The organism is Nonomuraea sp. NPDC049158 (assembly GCF_040648335.1).
Classification (GTDB): domain Bacteria; phylum Actinomycetota; class Actinomycetes; order Streptosporangiales; family Streptosporangiaceae; genus Nonomuraea.
The window spans coordinates 67,201-88,573 of sequence record NZ_JBEZDM010000011.1 but is presented as its reverse complement, the minus strand read 5'-3'; the positions used below and the strand labels follow the sequence as shown (position 1 = coordinate 88,573).

General features: G+C 71.2%; 18 protein-coding genes. 8 read left to right on the top strand and 10 right to left on the bottom strand.

Features of this window, described 5'->3' with window-relative positions; genetic code table 11:
* The first annotated feature begins 157 nt into the window (after positions 1 to 157).
* Together AB0B61_RS24415 and AB0B61_RS24410 are read left to right on the top strand one after the other, a co-directional pair.
* A complete protein-coding gene (locus tag AB0B61_RS24415) occupies positions 158 to 1,393 on the top strand; it encodes a glycosyltransferase (protein WP_358435839.1) in 1,236 nt (411 codons plus the stop codon).
* 52 nt (positions 1,394 to 1,445) lie between these two features.
* Complete coding sequence (locus tag AB0B61_RS24410; protein ID WP_358435836.1) at positions 1,446 to 2,729, top strand: hypothetical protein; 1,284 nt, start codon at positions 1,446 to 1,448, stop codon at positions 2,727 to 2,729.
* Here AB0B61_RS24410 and AB0B61_RS24405 read toward each other — a convergent pair whose 3' ends face one another.
* The 4 genes from AB0B61_RS24405 to AB0B61_RS24390 form a co-directional block, all read right to left on the bottom strand.
* Complete coding sequence (locus AB0B61_RS24405) at positions 2,730 to 3,098, bottom strand: MerR family transcriptional regulator (RefSeq protein ID WP_358435834.1); 369 nt, start codon at positions 3,096 to 3,098, stop codon at positions 2,730 to 2,732.
* Between the two features lie 17 nt (positions 3,099 to 3,115).
* Positions 3,116 to 4,138, bottom strand: coding sequence for an NADP-dependent oxidoreductase (locus AB0B61_RS24400; protein ID WP_358435832.1), 1,023 nt, complete (start codon positions 4,136 to 4,138; stop codon positions 3,116 to 3,118).
* A gap of 367 nt (positions 4,139 to 4,505) precedes the next feature.
* Positions 4,506 to 4,730 carry a hypothetical protein gene (locus tag AB0B61_RS24395; RefSeq protein ID WP_225300811.1) on the bottom strand — a complete coding sequence of 75 codons (225 nt, stop codon included), beginning with the start codon at positions 4,728 to 4,730 and terminating at the stop codon, positions 4,506 to 4,508.
* A 145-nt stretch (positions 4,731 to 4,875) separates the two neighbouring features.
* Positions 4,876 to 6,030, bottom strand: coding sequence for an alpha/beta hydrolase family protein (locus AB0B61_RS24390; protein WP_358435829.1), 1,155 nt, complete (start codon positions 6,028 to 6,030; stop codon positions 4,876 to 4,878).
* A 268-nt stretch (positions 6,031 to 6,298) separates the two neighbouring features.
* Here AB0B61_RS24390 and AB0B61_RS24385 point away from each other — a divergent pair, with 268 nt between their 5' ends.
* Together AB0B61_RS24385 and ccrA are read left to right on the top strand one after the other, a co-directional pair.
* The gene (locus AB0B61_RS24385; protein WP_358435826.1) at positions 6,299 to 12,736 is read left to right on the top strand and encodes an SDR family NAD(P)-dependent oxidoreductase; all 6,438 of its coding nucleotides are present in this window, start codon (positions 6,299 to 6,301) and stop codon (positions 12,734 to 12,736) included.
* The gene (gene ccrA, locus AB0B61_RS24380) at positions 12,733 to 14,052 is read left to right on the top strand and encodes a crotonyl-CoA carboxylase/reductase (protein ID WP_358435824.1); all 1,320 of its coding nucleotides are present in this window, start codon (positions 12,733 to 12,735) and stop codon (positions 14,050 to 14,052) included. Before AB0B61_RS24385 ends, ccrA begins: the two co-directional genes overlap by 4 nt.
* Here the strand turns inward: ccrA and AB0B61_RS24375 are convergent.
* From AB0B61_RS24375 to AB0B61_RS24365, 3 genes are read right to left on the bottom strand one after another with little or no spacing between them, the layout of a single operon-like run.
* Positions 14,033 to 15,226 carry a helix-turn-helix domain-containing protein gene (locus AB0B61_RS24375; RefSeq protein WP_358435822.1) on the bottom strand — a complete coding sequence of 398 codons (1,194 nt, stop codon included), beginning with the start codon at positions 15,224 to 15,226 and terminating at the stop codon, positions 14,033 to 14,035. The two genes, ccrA and AB0B61_RS24375, sit on opposite strands and share 20 nt — an antisense overlap.
* Before the next feature lie 59 nt (positions 15,227 to 15,285).
* Positions 15,286 to 15,489, bottom strand: a complete 204-nt coding sequence (locus AB0B61_RS24370) for an EF-hand domain-containing protein (protein ID WP_358435820.1) — start codon at positions 15,487 to 15,489, stop codon at positions 15,286 to 15,288.
* 29 nt (positions 15,490 to 15,518) lie between these two features.
* The gene (locus AB0B61_RS24365) at positions 15,519 to 16,397 is read right to left on the bottom strand and encodes a LysR family transcriptional regulator (protein WP_358435817.1); all 879 of its coding nucleotides are present in this window, start codon (positions 16,395 to 16,397) and stop codon (positions 15,519 to 15,521) included.
* Positions 16,398 to 16,459: 62 nt separating this feature from the next.
* Between AB0B61_RS24365 and AB0B61_RS24360 the strand changes: the two genes are divergently transcribed.
* From AB0B61_RS24360 to AB0B61_RS24350, 3 genes are all read left to right on the top strand, one after another.
* Positions 16,460 to 17,443 carry an aldo/keto reductase gene (locus AB0B61_RS24360; RefSeq protein ID WP_358435814.1) on the top strand — a complete coding sequence of 328 codons (984 nt, stop codon included), beginning with the start codon at positions 16,460 to 16,462 and terminating at the stop codon, positions 17,441 to 17,443.
* A gap of 158 nt (positions 17,444 to 17,601) precedes the next feature.
* Positions 17,602 to 17,847, top strand: coding sequence for a type II toxin-antitoxin system VapB family antitoxin (locus tag AB0B61_RS24355; RefSeq protein WP_357651335.1), 246 nt, complete (start codon positions 17,602 to 17,604; stop codon positions 17,845 to 17,847).
* Positions 17,844 to 18,266 carry a PIN domain nuclease gene (locus tag AB0B61_RS24350; protein WP_358435812.1) on the top strand — a complete coding sequence of 141 codons (423 nt, stop codon included), beginning with the start codon at positions 17,844 to 17,846 and terminating at the stop codon, positions 18,264 to 18,266. The genes AB0B61_RS24355 and AB0B61_RS24350 overlap by 4 nt, the downstream gene beginning before the upstream one ends.
* A gap of 17 nt (positions 18,267 to 18,283) precedes the next feature.
* On the opposite strand, the gene AB0B61_RS24345 is transcribed toward AB0B61_RS24350, so the two are convergent.
* Genes AB0B61_RS24345 through AB0B61_RS24335 form a run of 3 tightly spaced genes read right to left on the bottom strand, consistent with a single transcriptional unit; the run spans position 18,284 to position 20,903 of the window.
* Positions 18,284 to 19,459 carry a VWA-like domain-containing protein gene (locus tag AB0B61_RS24345; protein ID WP_358435809.1) on the bottom strand — a complete coding sequence of 392 codons (1,176 nt, stop codon included), beginning with the start codon at positions 19,457 to 19,459 and terminating at the stop codon, positions 18,284 to 18,286.
* A gap of 3 nt (positions 19,460 to 19,462) precedes the next feature.
* Positions 19,463 to 20,665, bottom strand: a complete 1,203-nt coding sequence (locus AB0B61_RS24340) for an AAA family ATPase (RefSeq protein ID WP_358435807.1) — start codon at positions 20,663 to 20,665, stop codon at positions 19,463 to 19,465.
* Positions 20,649 to 20,903, bottom strand: a complete 255-nt coding sequence (locus AB0B61_RS24335; protein ID WP_358435804.1) for an ankyrin repeat domain-containing protein — start codon at positions 20,901 to 20,903, stop codon at positions 20,649 to 20,651. Before AB0B61_RS24335 ends, AB0B61_RS24340 begins: the two co-directional genes overlap by 17 nt.
* Before the next feature lie 163 nt (positions 20,904 to 21,066).
* Between AB0B61_RS24335 and AB0B61_RS24330 the strand changes: the two genes are divergently transcribed.
* Positions 21,067 to 21,306, top strand: coding sequence for a hypothetical protein (locus tag AB0B61_RS24330; RefSeq protein ID WP_358435801.1), 240 nt, complete (start codon positions 21,067 to 21,069; stop codon positions 21,304 to 21,306).
* Positions 21,307 to 21,373: the final 67 nt, after the last annotated feature.

Here is a 21,373-nt window from a genome sequence, read left to right as displayed (position 1 = left end):
CTGGTGAAGGCGGGTTGCGCGTGAGAGCGAGCAGGCCGACGAGGCAGGCCGGGTGTGAAGGCAGGCTGGGCGTAACGGAGACCCGCGCATGACGGCGGACTGGGCGTGACGATGAGCCACCCGTGACGGTGGGCAGGGCCGAGAAGGCGAGCTGGGCGTGAGGGTTGTGGTGCTGGCGTTGGGGTCGCGGGGGGACACTCAGCCGTGCGTGGCGCTGGCCCAGGGGTTGGCCGCGCGTGGGCACGAGGCCACGCTCGTGGCGCCCGAGCGCTTCGGGCACCTGGCCACAGGTGAGCGTTCGGCGGGCCTGCGGTTCGTGCCGCTGGGGGTGGATCCGGTGGCGATCGTCGAGAGTGAGGAGGGGCAGGCGTGGTTGCGGAGCGGGCCGCTGGGGTTCGTGCGGGGCTTCAGGGCCGTTCTCGAACCCCTCGCCGCAGAGCTCGTGGCCCAAGTGGACGACGCCTGTGCGGGCGCCGAACTGGTCCTCGCGCCCGCGCTCGGCGCCATGGGCAGGCACCTCCACGAGAAGCACGGCATGCCGTACGGGATCCTGCAGTTCCAGCCCAGTGAGCCGACCGGCGAGTTCCCGAACCCGCTGATCCCGCGCCGGACCCTGGGCAGGGTCGGCAACCGGGCCAGCTTCGCCGTGGTCGAGCGGCTCGGCTGGCTGATGCTGGGCCGCATGATGAACCGGCTGCGCGGGCAAGTGCTGGGGCTGCGACCGTTGCGGGGGAGCCCGTTCGTGGCCGACCGGCGGGATCGGGTGCCGGTGTTGTGCGGGGTGAGCCCGCTGGTCGTGCCCAGGCCGCGCGACTGGCCCGACTACGTCCACCTGACCGGCTACTGGCGCCTGCCACCCGGCCCGGACAGAGCCGCCGTCCCGCTGCCCCCAGACGTTGCCGCCTTTCTGGATGGTGGGCCGCCGCCCGTGTTCGTCGGGTTCGGGAGCATGGTGCCGGATGAGCCCGAGGCGGTTGCCGAGCAGGTGGTCGCGGCGCTGCGGTTGGCCGGGATGCGGGCGGTGGTGCAGGGGTTGCCTGTGGCCGCCTCGGCGGACGTCTGTCCGGTGGGGGAGGTGGCGCACGAGGTGCTGTTCCCGAGGGTGGCCGCTGTCGTGCATCACGGTGGGGCGGGGACCACGGCGGCGGGGCTGGCGGCCGGGGTGCCGAACGTGGTCTGCCCCTTCTTCTCCGACCAGCCGTTCTGGGGCCGCCGGGTGGCGGCATTGGGAGTGGGGCCCCAGCCGTTGCCGATTCGGGCGCTGAGCGGGCGGTCTTTGGCCGCGCGGTTGCTGGCCGTACCGGAATATCGCGAGAACGCGGCGCAACTTGGCGGACTACTGCGGGTGGAACATGGGGTGAAGAACGCAGTGGATCTCATTGAAGGCAGCTGATCATCCAGATATTGTGCGATATGTCCGCGATCACCCCCTGGAGTAAGGCGCCATGCGACTGAGGAAGATTTTCGTCATCGGATTGGCACTCTCACTGCTGGGCATAGGCGTTCCAGCCTGGTCGGAGGACGATCCGCGCAGCTGCAACGACCTGATGTCCGGCGACACCCCGGCGTACGTGGTATGCCGCTGGATGGCCACCCCCGACGAGGCGCGGGACATCGCCAACTTCTGGCTCTCCAACGACGGCGAGCACCTGCAGGAAGCCGGCCCGCTGAACCCGATCTACGTCGACTGCACCGAAGCCGGCAACGAGTGCGCCAACGACTCCGAGGGCGACGGCCAGCTGCACGACGTCGACTCGCCCGATGTCGACGGCGCCGAGGACGGCGGCTCGCCCGAGTGCCAGTCCGGCGAGGAGTGCTTCGTCAACCCCGAGGGCCTGTCCAAGTCCGAGATCCAGGCTGCCGAGAAGTCCGCCGGCGGCCAGGCCGTCAAGGCCGCCGCCGCGGCCGGGATGCGCGTCTGGATCGACGCGGAGCTGGCCGACGACTGGAAGGCGGGCAAGCTCGCCGAGGCGGCCAAGAAGGTCGCCGCGGTCGCGGCGCAGCAGGGGGCCGTGGGGATCAGGTTCAGCTCGCAGCTCGGGTTCAACAAGACGTTCGAGACGGCTGACGAGATGGACAAGTTCGTCGCGGAGGCCACCACCACGCTCCGCAACCTCGCGCCGGGCAAGAAGCTGGCCGTGCACACGCTGGTGCCGGTGCTCGGCTGCGGCGCCAACGACACGTGCAAGGCCGAGGTGACCAAGAAGTACCCGCTGCTCGACCCCGAGCGGATCGGCGCCTGGCTCACCAAGGGCCTCGTCGACCAGCTCGCCTTGGACGGCGGGCACCTGGCGACCGAGTACGCCACCTGGAAGATCGACGCCACCGAGGCCCAGCGCAACCAGTGGATCCAGGTCAGGGCCCGCGCCTGGGACTCCTACGGTCAGATCGCCGCGGAAGACGCGGGCTTCGCCGCCGTGGGCTCGCCGCAGCTGACCGCCGAGCAGGCCGCCAAGTCGATCACCGACCGCATCGCCGCACCGCTCCAGGCCGACGCCGCCGAGACGGTCACCCTCTGGTCCCGCTGGCAGAACGACCAGGGCCAGGTCAGCAGGCTGTACGGCGAGAAGTGGGCGGCGAACGCCACCTGGGACCAGCTGAAGAAGCTGACCTCGATCCGTCCCCGGCTGGCCACGATCTACGACCCGTCGGCGCCGGAAGTCGACTCGGCCACGGACCTCAAGAAGCTGTCCGAGGTGTTCGGACAGGTGTATCTGCACACCGCCTGATCAACTCACTGTGCCGACCCTGGCGGCGAGGCGCTCACGCAGCGCCGTCAGGCGGGAGATCTCCTCGTCCAGCGCGGTGAGCCGGCGCTGGACGACTCCGGTGCCCTGGGTGCAGCCGTTGCTGCCGTACGGCGGCAACGCCTCGCCCTCCAGGAGGTGGAGGCGTTCGGCGCAGCTGCGTACGTCCTCGACCGTCAGCCCCAGTGACAGCAGCTCGCGGATGATCCGCACCAGCGCCACGTCACGGGGCCCGTACTCCCGCTGCCCGGTCATCGTGCGCGGCGCCGGGGGCAGCAGCCCGCGCTGCTCGTAGAAGCGCAGTGCCCGGGGCGTCGTGCCCGCCGCTGCCGCCGCGTCGCCGATCCGCATCGGTCCTCCAAAGATGACTACAGCTCTACGACGACGGCTCCGAGATGCCGTCCGCCGATCATCTCGTGCAACGCCTGGGGAGCCTGCTCGATGCCCGGCACCCGTACATGCGGGAAGGTGATCTCGCCGGAACGCAGCCAGCCGCCGAAGCGCTCGGTCCACTGTGATCGCGCCCCCGCGTCGTCCGGGGCACTGAAGCCACGCATGGCGATGCCCTTGAGGATGAGCTGGTAGGTGTCCAGTTCGATCGGCGACGTCGTACCGGTGCCGTGTGCCGACATCTGGCCGGACAGTGCGCCGACCAGGACGAATCGCGCCCCGGGCCGGGCCGCGGACACCGCCGCCTGGAGCTGTTCGCCGCCGACGTTGTCCAGGAGGACGTCGATGCCGCCTGGCGCGAGCTTGGCGAGCTGCTCGTCGATCGGCGCCGCGCCGCGGATCACGGCGGCGTCGTACCCCAGCTCGGACACCAGCCGCTCAGCCTTCTCCCGCGAGCCGGTGCTGCCGATCACCTGGCCCGCGCCGAGCAACCGGGCGATCTGCCCGGCCAGCGAGCCGACCGAGCCGGCGCCGCCGGAGACGAACACCGTGTCGCCCGGCCGTACCTCGGCGCCCTGGGTCAACGCGGCGTACGCCGTCCAGCCCTGGGCCAGATGCGCGACAGGGTCGGGCAGCGTGTCACCCAGCGGGGTGCACTGGGCCGCGGCCATGGCCGCGTACTCGCGCCACCCGAGCCAGTGCGAGACCAGCTCGCCGGGGCGCAGCCCACTGTCCGCGGGCGCGGACACGACCTCACCGATCGCCGCCCCGAACAGGGTGTCTCCGGGGAGGAGCGGAGGGAACGGCGCACCCTTCACCCCTCCGCCGATCAGGGTGCGGAGTGCGGCGAAGACGTGGAAGAAGCGATTGCGGACCAGTACCTGGCCTTTTTCGGGCACGGGCAATGGCGTCTCGACGACCTCGAAGTGCTCCGGCCTCGGCAGGCCTTCGGGCAGGCTGACTAGCCGGACTTCGCGGGACGTGCGGGGCAGGGCGGACATGCGACGCTCCTCAGCGGTGGGCAGGGGGCCCTTATGGCGTCGCGACCCTAACCCTTGACCCATACGTCAAAGGCAAGTCGCATGATGAGGAGATGGTCATGGCTCGCCGCCCTGGGGCGTACGCCGCAGGTGATTTCCGATAGCACGAACTGGCCAGACGGCTTGGGCCCGGGGAGCACGAGGGCCGGAAGGTCACCTCGCCGGAGGTGTGGGGACATGTCCCCACTATCACCGCCCGAGCTCCATCGGCGCGGAGCGCCTGAAGGCGGTGACCATACTTACAGGGCCGGGCCCGAAAACACGCGTCAACACACGCCGACAGCGCCCTCTGGCGAACGCTGCCCGCTTCAGGTAGTGCCAGGCGGTTTCAGAGTTTGATCAGTTTGGCGTATGGGGTCGTGATGCGTTCCTGTCGTGATCCGAAGTCGATGAGGACGGCTTCGTCCTCGACGCCGATGACCCGACCGAGACCGTAGCGGTCGTGGGACACCTGGTCGTGCATGCTGAACTGCTCGACCGGCGGGGCCGGAGGCGGGGGCTTGAAGGGGCTGGTGGGCAGGTGGCGCCGGGTCGCGGCGCTGGGTGGCTTCATCTACTCCAGTATGCGCCACCGCGAGATCTTAGAACGCCACATTCGCCGCAGTGGTTCGGTTTTCGGGCGTGAATACCCAGGAACATCGGCCTTATGCCCGATTTATTGGCGTCCGGAAAGCCGTCGAGCGCAGGCGGTGACAGGCTCAGGGCCGGGGGTTGGCCAATTGCCAGTCGCCCTGGCGGTCTGTCGTGTCCAGTTTGGGCGGGCCGCCGCCCGGCAGGCCCAGCGCGGTCAAGATCATGGGGTACGAGTTCTTGAACTCCCTGATCCAGTACGGCCAGGTGTGGGTGCCGTTGCCGTACAGGTTCAGAGTGTGCTGGATACCCAGGCTGTTCAGGCGCTTGCTCAGGGCTTTGACCGTGTAGGCGGAGATGGGTTCGCCCAGGTGGGCCGGGTGCCAGGGGGAGCCGGGCGGGTCCAGGGGGCCCATGAAGCTGTTCGTGCCGCTGGACATGTAGATGGAGACGCCCCTCAGCCTCGGGGCCAGGGCCACGGGGTCGTTGGCCGCCCAGATCTGCCTGTCGCGGATGGGGTCGCCCCACAGGGCTTTGGGGTCCTGCTTCTCGCTGGCCTGGGCGTTCATGATGATCGCTGGGATGCCGGGGATCTCGGTGGCCATGATGCCGCTGTACGCGCCGACGAAGCGGAACATCCCCGGATAGCGGGCCGCGTACTTCATCGCCCCGTACGCGCCCATCGACAAGCCGGCCACGGCGCGCCGGGTGCCCGCTCGGTAGCCGATCTCCAGCAGCCGCCGCACCTCGTACGTGTGGAACGTGGCCCACGCCGGGGTGCCGCCCTTGCCGCCGTTGTACCAGTCGGAGTAGTTGCCGGCTCGGCCTGCTTCCGGCATGACGACCATGGCGTCCAGGTTCTCGGTGAAGTCGGCGATGTCGGTCATGCGGGTCCAGGACGTGTAGTTGTCGGCGCCGCCGTGCAGGAGGTACAGGACGGGCCAGGTGCGGTTCGCCTGCTTGGACCAGCCCTTGGGGAGCAGCAGGCGGACCGGCGTCAGCAGGCCGATCGACGGTGAGGAGATGAGGAGGTCGAGCATGCGAGGGCTCAGCCACCTCTCCCGCACGACGCGGGCGCTGCCGGGGAGGGCTTTCTGGCCGGGCATGTAGGTCGTCGCGGTCTTGGGGGCCGCCGTGGGGCGTCCACCGTCAGTGCCCGTGGTGGTCGATTTTCCGTCGGGCACGAGCGACCAGCCCGGATCGGCGAGCGCGGGAGTGGCGTTCGAGCCGACGAGGAGCACCGTCGTCGCCAGTGCCAGCAGGGTGTGGGCGCGGGATCGCATGAGAGCTCCCCTTCGCAAGTGAGACCGGAGGTTCGCAAGTGAGACCGGAGGTTCGCAAGTGAGACCGGAGGCGAGGCTAGGGGCCCGGGCACCGGCCCAGCTATGCCCCAATGCAACGAAATATCGCCGTTAGGTGCGCTCTGCCGGACAAAACCCGGGGTTATCACTCGCGTGACAAATCAGACCCGAGGAATGTTCGGTACGGGCCTGCCCCGGCGCCACGGCGGATGGGTATGTTGGCCGATCACCCGGCAGCATGGGAGCCCTCGTGAACGTACTGGGCGAAGCCGACATCCGCCGCTTCCTCACCGAGCGGATCGCGTCACGCGGCGTCGAGCGGGTCGATCCGGAACGGCCGCTGGAGGAGTACGGCCTGTCGTCACGTGACGCGGTGGCGATCGCGGGCGAGCTGGCCGAACTGCTCGACAGGCAGCTGAGCCCAACCCTGGCCTGGGAACACCCGACGATCAACCGCCTGGCCCGCGCACTCGCCGGACCGCCTCAGGAGGACAGGGCAGAGATCCCCGGCGACCTGGGTGAGCCGGTGGCGGTGGTCGGAGTGGGGTGCCGGTTGCCGGGCGCGCACGGCCCCGGGGCGTACTGGGAACTGCTGCTCGACGGGCGGGACGCGGTCGGCGAGGTGCCCGCGGGCCGGTGGGAGGCGTTCGACGACGGATCGGCGCGTACGGAGGAGGTACTGGCCGGGACGACCAGGTACGGCGGGTTCCTGGAGGATGTGGCCGGGTTCGACGCGGAGTTCTTCGGGATCGCGCCGGGCGAGGCGGCGCTCATGGATCCGCAGCAGCGGCTGCTCCTGGAGACGGCCTGGGAGGCGCTGGAACACGGCGGCATCGCGCCGAGGTCGCTGGGCGGCAGCCGTACCGGGACGTATGTCGGCATCTCCGGCGCCGAGTACGCCTACTTGACCAGTGCGGACCTGGCCGGCGTCGGCGCGTGGACGGCCACCGGCGCGGCGCTCAGCATCGCCGCGAACCGCCTGTCCTACCTCCTCGACCTGCGTGGCCCCTCGATGGCGGTGGACACGGCCTGCTCATCCTCCCTCGTCGCCACCCACCTCGCGGTGGGCGCCCTGAGATCGGGGGAGTGCGACCTGGCCCTGGCCGCCGGGGTGAACCTGCTGCTGTCGCCCCTGGTCACGGTCGCCTTCGACCAGGGCGGCGGTACGGCGGCGGACGGGCGGTGCAAGGCGTTCGACGCGTCGGCCGACGGCATGGTACGCGCCGAGGGCTGCGGCGTCGTCGTACTCAAACGCCTGACGGACGCCGAACGGGACGGTGACCGCGTGCTGGCCGTGATCACGGAGACCGGCGTCAACCAGGACGGCCGATCCAACGGCCTCGTCGCCCCCAACCCCGAGGCACAGGAGGCTCTGCTGCGGGAGGTGTACGCGGGTCTGGACCGGGGGCCCGACTACGTGGAGGCGCACGGAACGGGCACATTCCTCGGGGACCCCATCGAGGCGCGGGCCATCGCCGCGGCGTTTCCCGGGCAGGTACTGCTCGGCTCGGCCAAGACGAACCTCGGCCACCTGGAGGCGGCGGCCGGGGTCGCGGGGCTCATCAAGACGGTCCTGGCGCTGTGGCACGGCGTGATCCCGCCCAGCCTTCACTTCCGGCAGCCGAACCCGCACATCCCCTGGGAGAGACTGCGGGTGGTCACCTCGCCGACGCGGTGGCCCCGGCCGGACGCACGCGCGGGGGTGTCATCGTTCGGCTTCGGCGGCACCAACGCACACATCGCTCTGGCCGCCTATCGGGCGGTGGGGGAAGCGGCTTCCGCCCGCTCGACCGCCTCATCGGCCGCCCAGCCCGTTCGCACGCAACCCCCGCAGCCCCTCCCTGCTCAGCTAACGCAGCCCGCGCCCGCCCAGCACGTCTTCGTGCTCACCGGTGCCACGTCCGATCGTGTGCGGCAGTACGCCGAGACCCTGGCCGCCTGGCAGCCCTCGGCCGACCTCGGCGACGTGGCCCACACCCTGGCCAGGCGAGCCAGTGGCGCTCGCGCGGCCGCCGTTGTGACCGCCGCTACCCCGGCCGAGCTGCGTGACCGCCTCGCCGCCGTCACGCCCCGGCCCGTCCCCCTGGCGCCGGTCGGCCCGGTGTGGGTCTTCAGCGGGTACGGCTCGCAGTGGCCGGCCATGGGCCACCACCTGTACGAAACGGAGCCGCCCTACAAGCAGGCCATCGACGAGCTCGCGCCCCTGCTCCGAGCCGAGGCCGGCATCGACCTCCACGCCCCGGAGGCCCAGGGCGTGGCCACCGTCCAGCCCATGATCTTCGCCGTCCAGCTCGCCCTGGCCCGCCTGTGGCAGGCGTACGGCATCGAGCCCGCCGCCGTGATCGGCCACTCGATGGGCGAGGTGGCGGCCGCCGTGGTGGCAGGTGGCCTCGACCAGCACGACGCGGTACGCGTGATCTGCCGCCGCGCCCGCCTCCTGGCCAGCCTCGGCGGCCTCGGTGGCGACGGTGGTCGTCGTCACGGTGGCCGCGCTGGCGCTGGCGATGGCGGTGGTGGCCGCAGTCACGGTGGCGGCGGCGGTCGCGATGGCGGTGGTGGTCACAGTCGCGGCGGCGGCGATGGGGGTGGTGGTGGCGCTGGCGGTGGTGGGGCGATGGCCGTGGTCGGGGTGGCTGCTGAAGAGGTGCCCGACGGCCTGTATGTGGCGGTTCATTCCGCCCCGAACCAGACCGTCGTCACCGGCGCTCCCGAGCGGGTCGCCCGGTTCGTGGCGGAGGTCGAGGCACGAGGTCTGTTCGCCAGAACACTCACCACCGAAGGCGCCGGACACTCACCCCAGGTAGCCCCCCTGCTGCCGAAGATCAGGAACGAGCTGGCCGCCATCACCCCAGCCAAGCCGCGCCTGCCGTTCTACTCGACGGTCTTGGACGACCCTCGTGAGTCCCCCACATTCGAGGCCGCGTACTGGGCTGCGGGCGTGCGCCGACCGGTACGCCTCCTCCAGGCCGTACGGGCCGCCGCCGAGGACGGATTCACCGTCTTCACCGAGGTCAGCCCGCACCCCGTGCTGGGCCAGGCGCTCCAGGACACGCTCCCGTCCTCGACGATGATCACCCACTCCCTCGAACGCCACCACGACCACGCCTTCCACGCCCAACTCGCCACCGTGGCCACCGCCATCACGCCCAGGACGCGTGGCCGAGTGGTGGACGTACCAGGAGCGCCGTGGCGGCACACCCGCCACTGGGTCACCCCGTACCGCCGCCCGCCAGGGCACCGCCTGCTCGGCGCGCACGTCGAGACCCCGGCCGGACACGCGTGGACCACCGCGCTCGACGACCTCGCCGACGCGCCCTGGCGCCTGGACCCGTCCGACTGGCACCGCCACGGCCACCCCGTGCTCCCGCTCACCGCCGTGGCCAGACTGGCGCACGCCGCGGCCATGGAGGTGTACGGCGCTGTGGAGCCGTGCGGGGTGGAGCCGTGCGGGGTGGAGTCGTGCGGGGTGGAGTCGTGCGGGGTGGAGCTGTACGAGGTGGCCCTGCACGCGCTGCTTCCTCTGCCCGCACAGGTGACGGTCACTTTGGCGGATATGCGGGTCGAGGTGGCCGCCAAGAACGCCGCAGGCTCCTGGACCATCTACGGCTCGGCCAGCCTCACGCAGCCGGCCGCGTCGCCCGAAGCCCTGGACACGCAGTCGGCTGAGCCACCCGAGGTCCTGGAGAGGGTACGGCGGGTGGCGGCGGACGGCACGCTCCACGGGGTCGAGAGCTGGGAGCTTCCGGCATCGAGCATCCCGGTGTCCCTCGACGCCAAGCTCGTCGAACGCGTCTGGGTCCCCGCCCTCTTGCCGACGACTCGGGCGGGCGAGGTCCAAGAGGCGGCGGAAGGGTCGGGCGCTGTTGTGCGGGTTGCGCGGCTGCTGGAGCCGCCGGCGGCTCGGCGGTTGATCCTGGACCTGGCCCGCCTCGCCGACCAGGGGACACAGCTCACGATCGTCACCGAACGCGCTCAGACCGTACAGGACGGAGAGGCCGCAGATCCCGGTCCCGCCTCGCTGAGCGGGCTGGTCAGAGTGCTGGCGCTGGAGCGTCCCGAAGCCCGCGTCAGGCTGGTGGACGTCGACGACCCCGGCGTGCTGCCACAGGAACTCGCCACCCCGACCGGAGACGACGAGGTGGCCTGGCGCGACGGCGTCCGCTACGCGGCCCGACTGCGCCGCGCCACCCTGACCCCCGCCCCGGCGACCTCCCGCTCGGCGGCCTCCGCCTCCGCGACCCTCGGCCCGACGGCCCCTGGCCCGGCAACCCCCGGCTCCGCGACCCTCGGCCCGGCGGCCCCCGCCCCCGCGCCCCCTTGCCCGGCGGTCTTCGATCCGGCGACGCCGCGTTCGGCGACCTTGCGTTCGGCCATGGCGGTCGCGGGGCCCGGGGGGTATGTGATCACCGGTGGGTACGGGAGGCTCGGGCTGGTCGTCGCGCGTCGGCTGGCCCGCCTTGGCGCCACCCGCATCGTGCTGAACGGCCGGTCCGCCATTCCCGTGCCCAGCGATCTCGCGGGCGTCGCCCAGGTGGTGGCGGGTGATCTGGCCGCTCAAGGTACGGCCGAGCGACTCGTTGCGGCCGCGACCGCGGGAGGGGTACGGCTGCGCGGAGTCGTACACGCGGCCGGGGTCCTGGACGACCGTCTGGTCGCCGACCTCGACCCCAGCAGCCTCGAACGGGTCTGGGCCGCCAAAGTGGACGGCGCGCTCAACCTCCACCGGGCCACCGAACACCTGGACCTCGACTGGTGGGTGGCCTTCTCCTCCGCTGCCGCGCTGCTCGGCTCTCCCGGGCAGGCCGCTTACGCCACGGCCAACGCCTGGCTGGAGGCCCTCTGCCGACTGCGTCGCGCCCGGGGGCTGCCCGCCATCGCCATTGGCTGGGGTACGTGGTCCGGTGCCGCCACCATGCCGGGCGTCGAGCCGCTGACCGCCGAGGAGGGCGTTGAGGCGTTTGAGGCGTTGATCCAGCGTGACCGGTGCGCGGGGGTGGTCAGGATCGCCCCAGCTGCGGCTTTGTCAGTGTTTCCTGGGATCGGTCGCCTTCCGTACTTCTCGGACGTCGCTGACCTCGCTCCAGAGGTGCAGCGCGACCTCGGGCCTGAGGGGGTGCTGGCCGCCGTCAGGGAGCGGGTTGCGGCCGTGCTAGGGGTGGAGCCAGTGTGGCTCGACGAGGGCGCCGTGCTCACCGTCCGCGGGCTCGACTCGCTGGCCGCCACCCGGCTGCGTGGCCTGATCGAGTACGACTTCGGCGTCACGATCTCGACGGCGCCACTGCTCAACGGCGGGACCTTGGGCGAACTGGCCAGGACCGTCACCGCCGAACTGGATCTCCCGCAGCTTAAGATACCGCGCGTCACTGCAGGTCAGGGCGCCGCGACGGCAGGTCCGGCCTCCGCCGCAGCGGGTCAGGGCACGGTGACAGATCAGACGGACGGGATGGCAGGTCCGGCGCCTGCCGCGGCAGGTCACGTGGACGCGGCGACAGATCCGGTGCCCGCCGCAGCGGGACCGTCGGGTGCCTTCAACGGGCGTGCGGTGGTCGGGCTGAGGGATGCGGCGGAGCGGCAGGTGGTTCGGGTGCTGGCCGGCCTGCTGGGGCGCGAACCCTCCATCACCGAGACCATCGCGCCCGACACGTTGGCGAAGACCCTCGACCTTCTCCGCCTCGAACTCGGCAGACCGGTCGCGACAGGTGGCGGACAGGCGAGAGCGCGGGAGAGTGTGCGGGTGGCCGAGGTCGCCGATGCCGTACGCCAGGGTGAGGCGGCCGAAGCCGGGCTCGCCACCGTCAGACCCCTCACCGAACGAACCGGGACCAAACGGACCGACCGCACCGAGCGGACCGACCGCACCGAACGGACCGGGACCGAATGGACCGACCGCACCGAACGGACCGACCGCATCGAAAAGACCGGCGGCAGGCCGCTGTTCCTGGCCCACCCCGCCGGTGGCACCACAGGCGTGTATGCCCTGCTGGCCGCCCGCCTGGACCTCCCGGTCATCGGCCTGGAGCGGCTGGACGACGCGGCTGAGCTGGGCATCCCGGAACGTGCAGCCCGCTACGCCGAGGCCGTCAAGCGGACCTGTCCGGGGCCGTACCGGCTGGGTGGCTGGTCGTTCGGGGGGATCCTGGCGTTCGAGATCGCCAGACGGCTGGGCGACGACGTCGAGCTGGTCGTGATGATCGACTCGGGGCTGCCCGAGCGGGTGTCCGAGGAGCGGCGGCGGGAGATCCAGGCTCGGCGGTACGTGGACTTCGCGGCCTATCTGCGTGACACCTACGGCGTCCGGGTCCGCCTCAACCTGCCCGAGCTCCGGGCGCTCGACGAGCGTGGGCAGCTGGCGCTGGCCGAGGAGCGGATCGCGGAGTCCGGTGTGCCTGAGTTGCTCAGCCCGGCCATCCTGCGTCACCAGATCACCTCGCACGAGGACACCAGGGCCATCGACCGCTACGAGCCCGGGCCGTACCTGGGCGACGTGCTCCTCTACCGGTCCACGGAGCCGACCCCCTGGGCGGTCGAGGACGTGCGGTACGCCCACGCGGACGATCCGGCCCGTGGTTTCCGCCCGTACAGCCCGCGTCTGGAGATCATCGAGGTTCCCGGCGCGCATCATCTCAATCTGCTCGATCCACCCCACGTCGAAGGCATCGCCGCCGATCTGAAGAGGAGGCTCGCATGACGCTGGCAGAGGCCGTGGTGGCGGGCGCGGCGCCTGCCGAGCTGGCGAGCCTGGAGGTGCCGACACGCTATCGGGCCGTTCACCTGCGCAAGGACGAGGTCGGCATGTTCGACGCCCCGGACAAAGACGCCCCGGACAAGGACGGTCCGGACAAGGACGTGCGGAGGTCGCTCCACGTAGGAGAGGTGCCGATGTCGGAGCTGGCCCCCGATGAGGTGCTTGTCGCGGTCATGGCCAGCGCGATCAACTTCAACACGGTCTGGTCGGCCATGTTCGAGCCGATCCCGACGTTCGCGTTCCTGGAGCGGTTCGGCCGTACGGATCCGCGCCACGACCTGCCCACCCACGTGCTCGGCTCCGACGCGGCCGGGGTGGTCGTCAGGGCGGGTCAGGCGGTACGGCACTGGCGTCCCGGGGATCGCGTGGTCACCAGTCCCGCGTACCTCGACAGCCAGGACCCGATCGTCCAGCACGACGGGATGCTGGCCGCGGACCTGCGCGCGTGGGGGTTCGAGACGAACTTCGGCGGGCTGGCGGAGTTCGCGGTGGTCAAGGCGACCCAGTTGCTGCCCAAGCCGAGGCATCTGAGCTGGGAGGAGGCGGCGTGCAACATGCTGTGCGCGTCGACGGCGTACCGGATGCTGGTCGGTGAGCGCGGCGCCCGGATGAAGCAGGGCGACGTGGTGCTGCTGTGGGGAGCGACGGGCGGCCTCGGCGCGTACGGTGTGCAGCTCGTCAGGAACGGCGGCGGCATCCCCGTCGGCGTGGTGAGCTCGCCGGAGAAGGCCGCGCTGCTGCGCGCGATGGGTTGCGAGCACGTCGTCGACCGCTCACGGTTCGACGACCTGACCGATGAGAAGGGCTGGCGCGGGCTGGGGGCGGAGGTCAGGCGGTTGGTGGGGGAGGACCCGGCCATCGTGTTCGAGCACACCGGAAAGGACACTTTCGGCGCTTCGGTATATGTCGCGAAAAAGGGTGGAAAGGTGGTCACGTGTGGCTCGTCCAGCGGGTACGACCACGCCTACGACAACCGCCACCTGTGGATGCGGCTCAAGCAGATCATCGGCTCCCACGGCGCGAACTACCAGGAATGCCACGAGGTCAACCGGCTCATCTCGCTCGGCATGGTCCATCCCACGCTCTCCCGGGTGTACCCGCTGGAAGAGGCGGCGGACGCGGCGCGCGCCGTACAACTGAACCAGCACGTCGGCAAGGTCGGCGTGCTCGCGCTGGCCCCCGAACAGGACCTCGGCATCGAGGATGGCCGCCTCCGCGAGCGCATCGGCGAGGAGCGCCTCAGACTTTTCCGTGTATGACGTTCAGGGCGGCCCGGCGAGCACGGAGCACGATCTCCAGCTCGAAGCGGACGTCCGGATCGGCGAGCTGGTCGCCGTAGAGCTCCTCGAGCTGCCGTAACCGATAACGGACCGTCTGCGGATGCACGTGCAGCCGAGCCGCCACCTCACCCGCCCCCCGGCCGTACCGCAGCCAGGCCAGCAGCGTCTCCGCCAGCCGGTCCTGCTGCGTGGGCCGCAGGTGGGCCAGTGGCGCCAGGCGTACCTCCGCCAGCGCGTTGACCAGCTCCTCGTCCTTGAACACGACCAGCGTCGCCATGTGGTCCGCGCAGTGCAGCAGGCCGCGCGGCAGCACGCCGCGCCCGGACAGCTCCAGCGCCTCGGCCGCCCACCGCAGCGACGCCGCGGCGGCGGGCAGGGGCACGGGCGGCCCGATGGCGCCCAGGTAGCCGCGGAGCGCGCTCTCCAGCATGCGCGCCTGGCCGGGGCCGTTCGGGTCGGGTATGAGCAGGCAGGGCGTGGCTCGGTCCAGGCCCATCAGTACGTCGGGCGGCATCGCGGGCGAGCGGCAGGTGCCGTGCTGGTCGTCGAGCGCGACGCAGGCCACGGTCTTGGGCAGCCGCCACCCGGCGGCCTTGGCCAGGTCGGAGATGGCCTCCGCGCCGGCGGGCGGGCGGCTCAGCAGCAGGTCGAGCAGGCGGTTGCGGCGGCGCTCGATCTCGCCCGCCGCGTGCGCCCTGGCCTCGTCGAAGCCCTCGGCCGCGGCGTCGGCGAGCTGGTCGAGGTAGACGAAGATGGCCTCGCCCAGGTCGTACAGGGACTGCGGGGACAGCCCGAGGGTGTCGGCGATCTCGGTCAGCCGCCGCCAGCCGACCCTGGCGCCCAGCCGCATCGCGGTCTGCAGCGGCTCGAGATTGCGGCCCTCCGCCGCCTCGCCCTTGCCGATCATGCGGAACGGCTCGGGGTCCCAGGGGGCGGCGGGGTCCTGGATGTGGTCGAGGAAGCCGTCGATGGCCTGCTCGACGGCCATCCTGACGACCTTGATGTAGACCTCGTCGGACGGCCTGGCGTACTCGGGGATGCGAGCCTGGATCTCCGCGATCACCTCGGCGGAGATCCGGCCGATTCCGGCCCTGAGCGTCTTCACGATGTCCGCGGAGATCCGGGTCTCGCTGGTGTCACTCTTGATGGCCATCGTCCCTCCTGTCGCCATTGTTACCCGTGCGGCAGAGGTTTGTGTAGCAAGTGCTTGTTTTACCTCTGCAGGAAGGCGCCGAACTCCTCCACGTCGATCAGGCCGTCACCGTCCTTGTCGAGCTTCTCCACCCCGGCCTGCGCGGCCTCCAGCGTGATCGGCTGGCCGAGCACGTCCATCAGCCCGACCAGCTCTGTGGCGGAGATCCGCCCGTCTTTGTCAACGTCGATCAGATTGAAGGTGATCGCGTAGTCGTCGCTCATGGGTCGCCCTTTCGCGGGATCCGTATCGGTCAGACCTTAGTGGCGCTCTCTCGAAGCGCGTCGATGAATACCCTGACTTCTCGTCTTTTATCGCCGGAGCGCCAGGCGATGGCCAGCTCACCCGGCGGGAGGCCGGTCACCGGCCGGTAGACCAGGCCCGGCCGCGTGTAGAGCGCGGCGTTGCCCTCGGCCACCAGCACGACGCCCAGGCCGCTGGTCACGGCCTCGAACACCTCTTCAGGCGTGTTGGCCGTGACCCCGATGACCGGTTCGTCGGTACGGAGCTCGCGGGCGAGCCAGTAGTCACGCAGCGGCCCGGCCGAGGCGGGCAGCGCGATGAACGGCTCGTCGCGCAGGGCCTCGAACGGGATCTCCGCCAGCCCGGCGAGGGGATGATCGTCCGGCATGGCCACGCCTCTGCCCTCGGTGGCCAGAACATGCGTGCTCAGCCCTTCCGGCACGGGCAGCCAGATGAAGGCCACGTCGGAGCCGCCGTCGGCCAGGCCGCCGCTGGGGTCGTCCCAGCCGACCAGCCGCAGCGACACCTCCCAGCCGGGCATCGCCGCCCGGAACAGGCGCAGCGCCTCATGCTGCAACCCCCGCCCGACGGCCGTCTGCATGCCGATGACCAGGGTGCCCGTGGGCGCGGCGGCCCTGGCGGTCTCCAGCCCGGCACTCCACCGGTCGAGCAGCTCGCGCGCCACCGGCAACAGCGCCTCGCCCTGCCTGGTGAGGACCACCCCGGTGGGTACGCGCTCGAACACGTCGAAGCCGAGCTGCCGTTCCAGCGCCCTCAACTGCTTGGACAGCGCGGGCTGGGAGACGAACAGCCGCTCGGCGGCCCGGGTCACGTTCAGCTCCTCGGCGACCGCCACGAAATAGCGCAAGTCACGCAGGTGCACGTCCATAACCGATGGTTATAGCAGAAGGTCTTGGACGCGCCGCCCGTCCCGCCAGCAGGATGAACCGCATGAAGACCCGTGAACTTGGCAACAACCTGACGGTCCCCGCGATCGGCTTCGGCGCGATGGTGCTGTCACCCGGCGTGTACGGCGACATCGACGACACCCGCGCGGAAACAGCGCTCAAGGCGGCACTTGATGCCGGAGCGGTACACATCGACACCAGTGACGCCTACGGCGTGAACGGCCACAACGAACGCCTGGTCGGCCGGGCGATCAAGGGACGGCGTGCTGAGGTGGTGGTCGCCACCAAGTTCGGCCTGGCCGTCCCGGAGGGGGAGGCGAGCAGGTCGCACCCGGTGGGCTACGCGTTCGGCGAGCTGCGGGTGAACGCCGAGCCGAGGCTGGTCCGCCGCTACGCCGAGCGGAGCCTGCGCAACCTGGACACCGACGTGATCGACCTGTACTACGCGCACTATGTGGACCCGGGCGTACCGATCGAGGAGACGGCCGGAGCGATGGCCGAGCTGGTCGAGGCCGGTCTGGTCAGGCACCTCGGCCTGTCGAACGTGACCGCCGACGAGCTGCGCAGGGCGCACGCCGTGCACCCGGTGGCGGCCGTACAGAACGAATGGTCGATGTGGCGGCCGGTCGATCCCGACCTCCTCAAGGCGGCCCGCGAGCTCGGCGTGGGGATCGTGGCCTGGAGCCCGCTGGGCAACGGCTTCCTCACCGGCACCGTCCAGCGGCTTGGCGAGGGCGACTTCCGGCACAACGCGCCCCGCTTCTCCGCCGACAACCTGGCGAGCAACAACGATCGCTACGCCCCGATCAGGGACCTGGCCACCCGTCTGGGCATCACCCCGGCCCAGCTGGCGCTGGCCTGGCTGCTGCACCAGTACGAGCACGTGGTGGCCATCCCGGGCAGTCGCACGCCCGCGCACATCGAGGAGAACCTGGCCGCCGCCGACCTCGTCCTGCACCCCGACACGCTGGCCCGCGTCGACGAGGCGCTCGCCGGTTTCGAGGTGACGGGCGGCACCCTGCTCTGAGGCGTGGCGGCGTCGTTCCCCAATCAACTCGACCGCTCTTTCTCCAAGAGCCATCTCAGTCCCGCGAGAGTAGTCCCGCGCCCAGCAGGAAATGATATCTATCTTTCTGCGTATGCGGTATCGTTTGGGGGAAGCCTGGCTAACGGAAGGGTCCTGTCATGTCCCGAACTGTCATCGACCTTGATGACGAGATGGTGGCCGAGGCCATGCGCATCTACGGCTCAAAGACCAAAGCGAAGGCTGTGCGCATGGCCATGGAGGATGCCGTCAAGCGCCATCTCCGTCAGGAGCTCGCGAACGCGATCAAGAGCGGGGAGCTCGACCTCAGCGAGATCGTGGAGAACACCGGTCCCCGCAATGCCGACGGCACCCTTCAGCGTTCCACGCAACAAGGTGCTGCGTGAGCGATTACCTCGCTGACAAGTCGGCGCTCGCGCGCTGGGGCCATCCCTCCGTCTGCCGGGTTCTGGACGATTTCAGTGACCGGGGCGTCCTGGCCACCTGCGCGGCGGTGGAATGGGAGATGGTCTACAGCGCTCGCAACAAGCCGGACATGGCCCGTATCCGCTTCCTGCTGCGCGGCTTCAACTTTCTCTACTGCGGCGACGAGGTGTTCGAGCGCGTGCTCGAGGTTCAGGGCGTCGCGTTGGAGCGTGGTTTTCACCGTGCCCTGTCCATGGCGGATCTCCTTATCGCCGCCACTGCCGAACGTCACCGGGCGACCGTGCTCCACTACGACGGTGACTTCGATGTGGTCGCATCGATCACCGGCCAGCCCACACAGTGGGTCGTGCCCACAGGGACAGCGGACCGCGTGCTCTGAAGGTGTACGCCGCCGCTTTATCCCGCGGGAATGCGGATGGCCTCGACCCAGGCGGGTGGGGGCGGCGGGTCCGTGCCGATGAGCGCGGCGATGAGGCGGGCCGACGACGGCGCGTCGGGCCACGGAGTGAAGCCATCGGTCAGCACGATCACGACGCCGGGCCGTTCGGGCAGGGCGAGGGCCGCCGTGATGCCGACCCGCATGTCCGTGCCGCCCCCACCGGCGAGATTCACCTGCTGCGCGGACGTCACCCGAGCAGCGGTCCGCACGTCGGCATCGCAGGCGAGCACCGTGACCCGGTTACCGCCGACGCCGACTTCCCGCAGTACACCGGTGACCTCGGCAAGGGCCACCGCGAGGTCGTCCTCGCCCATGGACCCCGAGGTGTCGATGACGATCGCGACGGCCGGCAGCGGGCGGCGCAGGCTCGGCAGCACGACGCCGCGCAGTGCGGCGGTGCGGCGGGACGGGCGGCGGTAGGTGTAGTCGACCGCCCCGGCGGCCCAGGCGACCGCCTCCCGTACGGCGCCCGCGAGCACCCGGCGCCAGTCGATCGTCGGTTCCAGGATCTGCTCCGCCCAGCGCTGCCAGCCGGCCGGGAGGCTGCCGCGGTTGCGCCGGTGGGCGCGCATCGCCTCGGCGGTATGCCGGCGCAGCGCCTCGGACTCGACCGTGCTGACGCCGCCCGGCCCGCCGTCACCGGTGATCTCCCAATCACCCGGCGAGCCGTGGGCGCCGGAGCCGCAGTCGGAGCAGACGGCGGACGGCGGCAGCTGCGGAAGATACTCCTCGAACAGCCGTCCGGCCGTCAGCCCGAAGGTGCCGGGTTCCACCCGGCCTTCCGGCAGTGCCAGCCCGTCGGCGAGCAGGTCATCGTTGATCTCGCAGTCCTGGGCGACGTTCACGCGAAACCGGTCGCGCTGGTCGGCGGCCGGCAGCCGGTCCGCACGGCCGTGGTGGTCGCGCAGCAGGTGAGCCACCTCATGGATCCATACGCCCGCGAGCTCGGGAACGGGCGTCGCCGCGACGAACGCCGGTGACACGTAGCACCGCCAGTGCCGGTCGACGGCCATCGTCGGAACGCCGCTGCTCGGCACGACCGTCAGCGAGTAGAGCGCGGAGGCGAGGTACGGCCGGTCGCTCGCGGCACGGTAGCGCGCGGCGAGCAACTTGACCCGGTCGAATTCGGCCACGGGTCAGAGGGCGCTCGGCAGCGCGCCGGACAGCTGGAGCAGATCGAGGAAGGCGTCAATGCCGCTCGGCACCGGCCAGTCGGTGTCACGCATCGCCGCGAGATCCCCGGCGGCCCGGGCCGCGACGTCGGGTACGCCGGCGTCGACGGCCTTGGCCAGCACCGTCCAGCCGGCCTCCCAGCGCCGCCGCGTGAGGTCGCTCTGCACCGCTGAGACGATGGCCGTCAGGAAGGCGAGCTGCCGGTCGCCTCTCTCCGGTAGCGCGAAGGCGTCCGGGTTGGCCAGAACGCGGTCCGGGTCGGGCAGGTCGAGCTGTTCGAGGTAGGCCAGCAGCTCCAGACCCGCGCCGTCGCCCACCGCGCCGATCACCGCGGCCGCGACCGCCTTCTGGTCGGCGCCGGCGGCGTACCCCACCGCCAGCAGGCGCAGCGCCATCTCCCAGGTACGCGGCGACGGCCAGGCGTGGCCCCGGCTCTCCGCGTCGCCGGGCAGGTGGTGGGCCAGGCCGGGCCGTGCGGTGAGGAACCCGGAGACCACCCCGCGGGCGCGGGCCACCGCGCTGGGCACCCGGGCCGGGTCGATGAGGGGCAGAGGCACGGCCGGCCAGGTTCCGGCCATGCCTCGGGCGACCGTCCGCGGGTCGTGCGTCCACTGCAGGTGGACGAACCGGTTCGCCAGTGGCGGGCTGAGGTGCCAGCCGTCCGCGGCGCTGGACGGCGGGTTGGCGGCGGCGACCACCCGGACCGACTCGGGGAGCGGCAGGCTGCCGACCTGGCGTTCGAGGACGACCCGCAGCAGCGCCGCCTGGACGGCGGGGGGAGCGGAGGACAGTTCGTCGAAGAACACGACGCCGCGCCCGGCCGCGGCCAGCCGCACCGCCCAGTCCGGTGGGGCCATCGGCACCCCGGTGGTGGCCGGATCATCACCGATGATCGGAAGGCCGGCGAAGTCGGAGGGCTCGTGCACGCTCGCGATCACCGTCTCCAGCGGGACGCCGAGCCCGGCGGCCAGCTGCTGGAGGCCGGCGGACTTGCCGATCCCCGGCTCGCCCCACAACAGCACGGGCAGGTTCGCCGACACCGCGAGCGCCAGCGCCTCCAACTGCGGGTTCGTGGCCGGCTCCGTCCGCTGGGAGCCGAGCCGGCGGACCAGCTCGTCGGCCGCGGCCAGCGGATCCGGTGCGAAGCTCTCATCGGTGACGTTCACTGTTCCTCGTTCTACGGTCCCGGTCCAGCAGGGCCAGGAGGAAGTCCAGGTCGGTGCGCTTGTAGAAGCGGATGAGCTGGGAGAGCGACTGGCCCGTGTCGTCGGCGACGTCGGGGTTCGCTCCGGCGGCCAGCAGCGCCCGGACCAGCGCGACGGAGCCGTTCTCCCCGACCGCCACGTGCAGCGCCGTGCGCCGGTTGTGGTCCTCGGCCTCGAGGTCGACCCTGGCCGCCTGCATCGTCGATCCGGCCGAAGCACAGGAGTAGCCGCTGCGGCCCGTTCACCATGGTGGGTGTGGTGACGTGCAGATACCGCGCGGCCTTGGCCGCACCCGGGTAGCCGGCCAGCGTCACCGTCTGGTCGTTGCGGATCGTCGTACGTCCCCCCAGGACGCGCGGCAGATGCCAGCGCAGCAGGTCCGGTGCGAAATGGCGGAGGTCGTCCTCGACGGCGGCCGCGACGGCGCCGCCATGCTCCCGGGCGATGTCGGCCAGGTCGAACGCGACATCGACGTTCGCGACGGCGCAGGCGCCGCGCCAGTCTCCGTCGAGCCGTCGCTCGGTGGCCCGCTCGATCATCCACCGGGGAACGGCGTACCGCAGGATCCGCCGCCGGCTCGACGCCTCGTCCGGTGGGTATGACGGCGTGCGGCGCGGCGCTGCCTCGGGCGCGGGTGTGCCGGCCGTGGGGCCGGGGACTGGCGTGCTG

Excerpts from the sequence above, each read along its gene's own strand:
- AB0B61_RS24410 (WP_358435836.1), top strand. The coding sequence starts at position 1,446 with ATGCGACTGAGGAAGATTTTCGTCATCGGATTGGCACTCTCACTGCTG.
- AB0B61_RS24405 (WP_358435834.1), bottom strand. The coding sequence starts at position 3,098 with ATGCGGATCGGCGACGCGGCGGCAGCGGCGGGCACGACGCCCCGGGCA.
- AB0B61_RS24400 (WP_358435832.1), bottom strand. The coding sequence starts at position 4,138 with ATGTCCGCCCTGCCCCGCACGTCCCGCGAAGTCCGGCTAGTCAGCCTG.
- AB0B61_RS24395 (WP_225300811.1), bottom strand. The coding sequence starts at position 4,730 with ATGAAGCCACCCAGCGCCGCGACCCGGCGCCACCTGCCCACCAGCCCC.
- AB0B61_RS24390 (WP_358435829.1), bottom strand. The coding sequence starts at position 6,030 with ATGCGATCCCGCGCCCACACCCTGCTGGCACTGGCGACGACGGTGCTC.
- ccrA (WP_358435824.1), top strand. The coding sequence starts at position 12,733 with ATGACGCTGGCAGAGGCCGTGGTGGCGGGCGCGGCGCCTGCCGAGCTG.
- AB0B61_RS24375 (WP_358435822.1), bottom strand. The coding sequence starts at position 15,226 with ATGGCCATCAAGAGTGACACCAGCGAGACCCGGATCTCCGCGGACATC.
- AB0B61_RS24370 (WP_358435820.1), bottom strand. The coding sequence starts at position 15,489 with ATGAGCGACGACTACGCGATCACCTTCAATCTGATCGACGTTGACAAA.
- AB0B61_RS24365 (WP_358435817.1), bottom strand. The coding sequence starts at position 16,397 with ATGGACGTGCACCTGCGTGACTTGCGCTATTTCGTGGCGGTCGCCGAG.
- AB0B61_RS24360 (WP_358435814.1), top strand. The coding sequence starts at position 16,460 with ATGAAGACCCGTGAACTTGGCAACAACCTGACGGTCCCCGCGATCGGC.
- AB0B61_RS24355 (WP_357651335.1), top strand. The coding sequence starts at position 17,602 with ATGTCCCGAACTGTCATCGACCTTGATGACGAGATGGTGGCCGAGGCC.
- AB0B61_RS24335 (WP_358435804.1), bottom strand. The coding sequence starts at position 20,903 with ATGCAGGCGGCCAGGGTCGACCTCGAGGCCGAGGACCACAACCGGCGC.
- AB0B61_RS24330 (WP_358435801.1), top strand. The coding sequence starts at position 21,067 with ATGCCAGCGCAGCAGGTCCGGTGCGAAATGGCGGAGGTCGTCCTCGAC.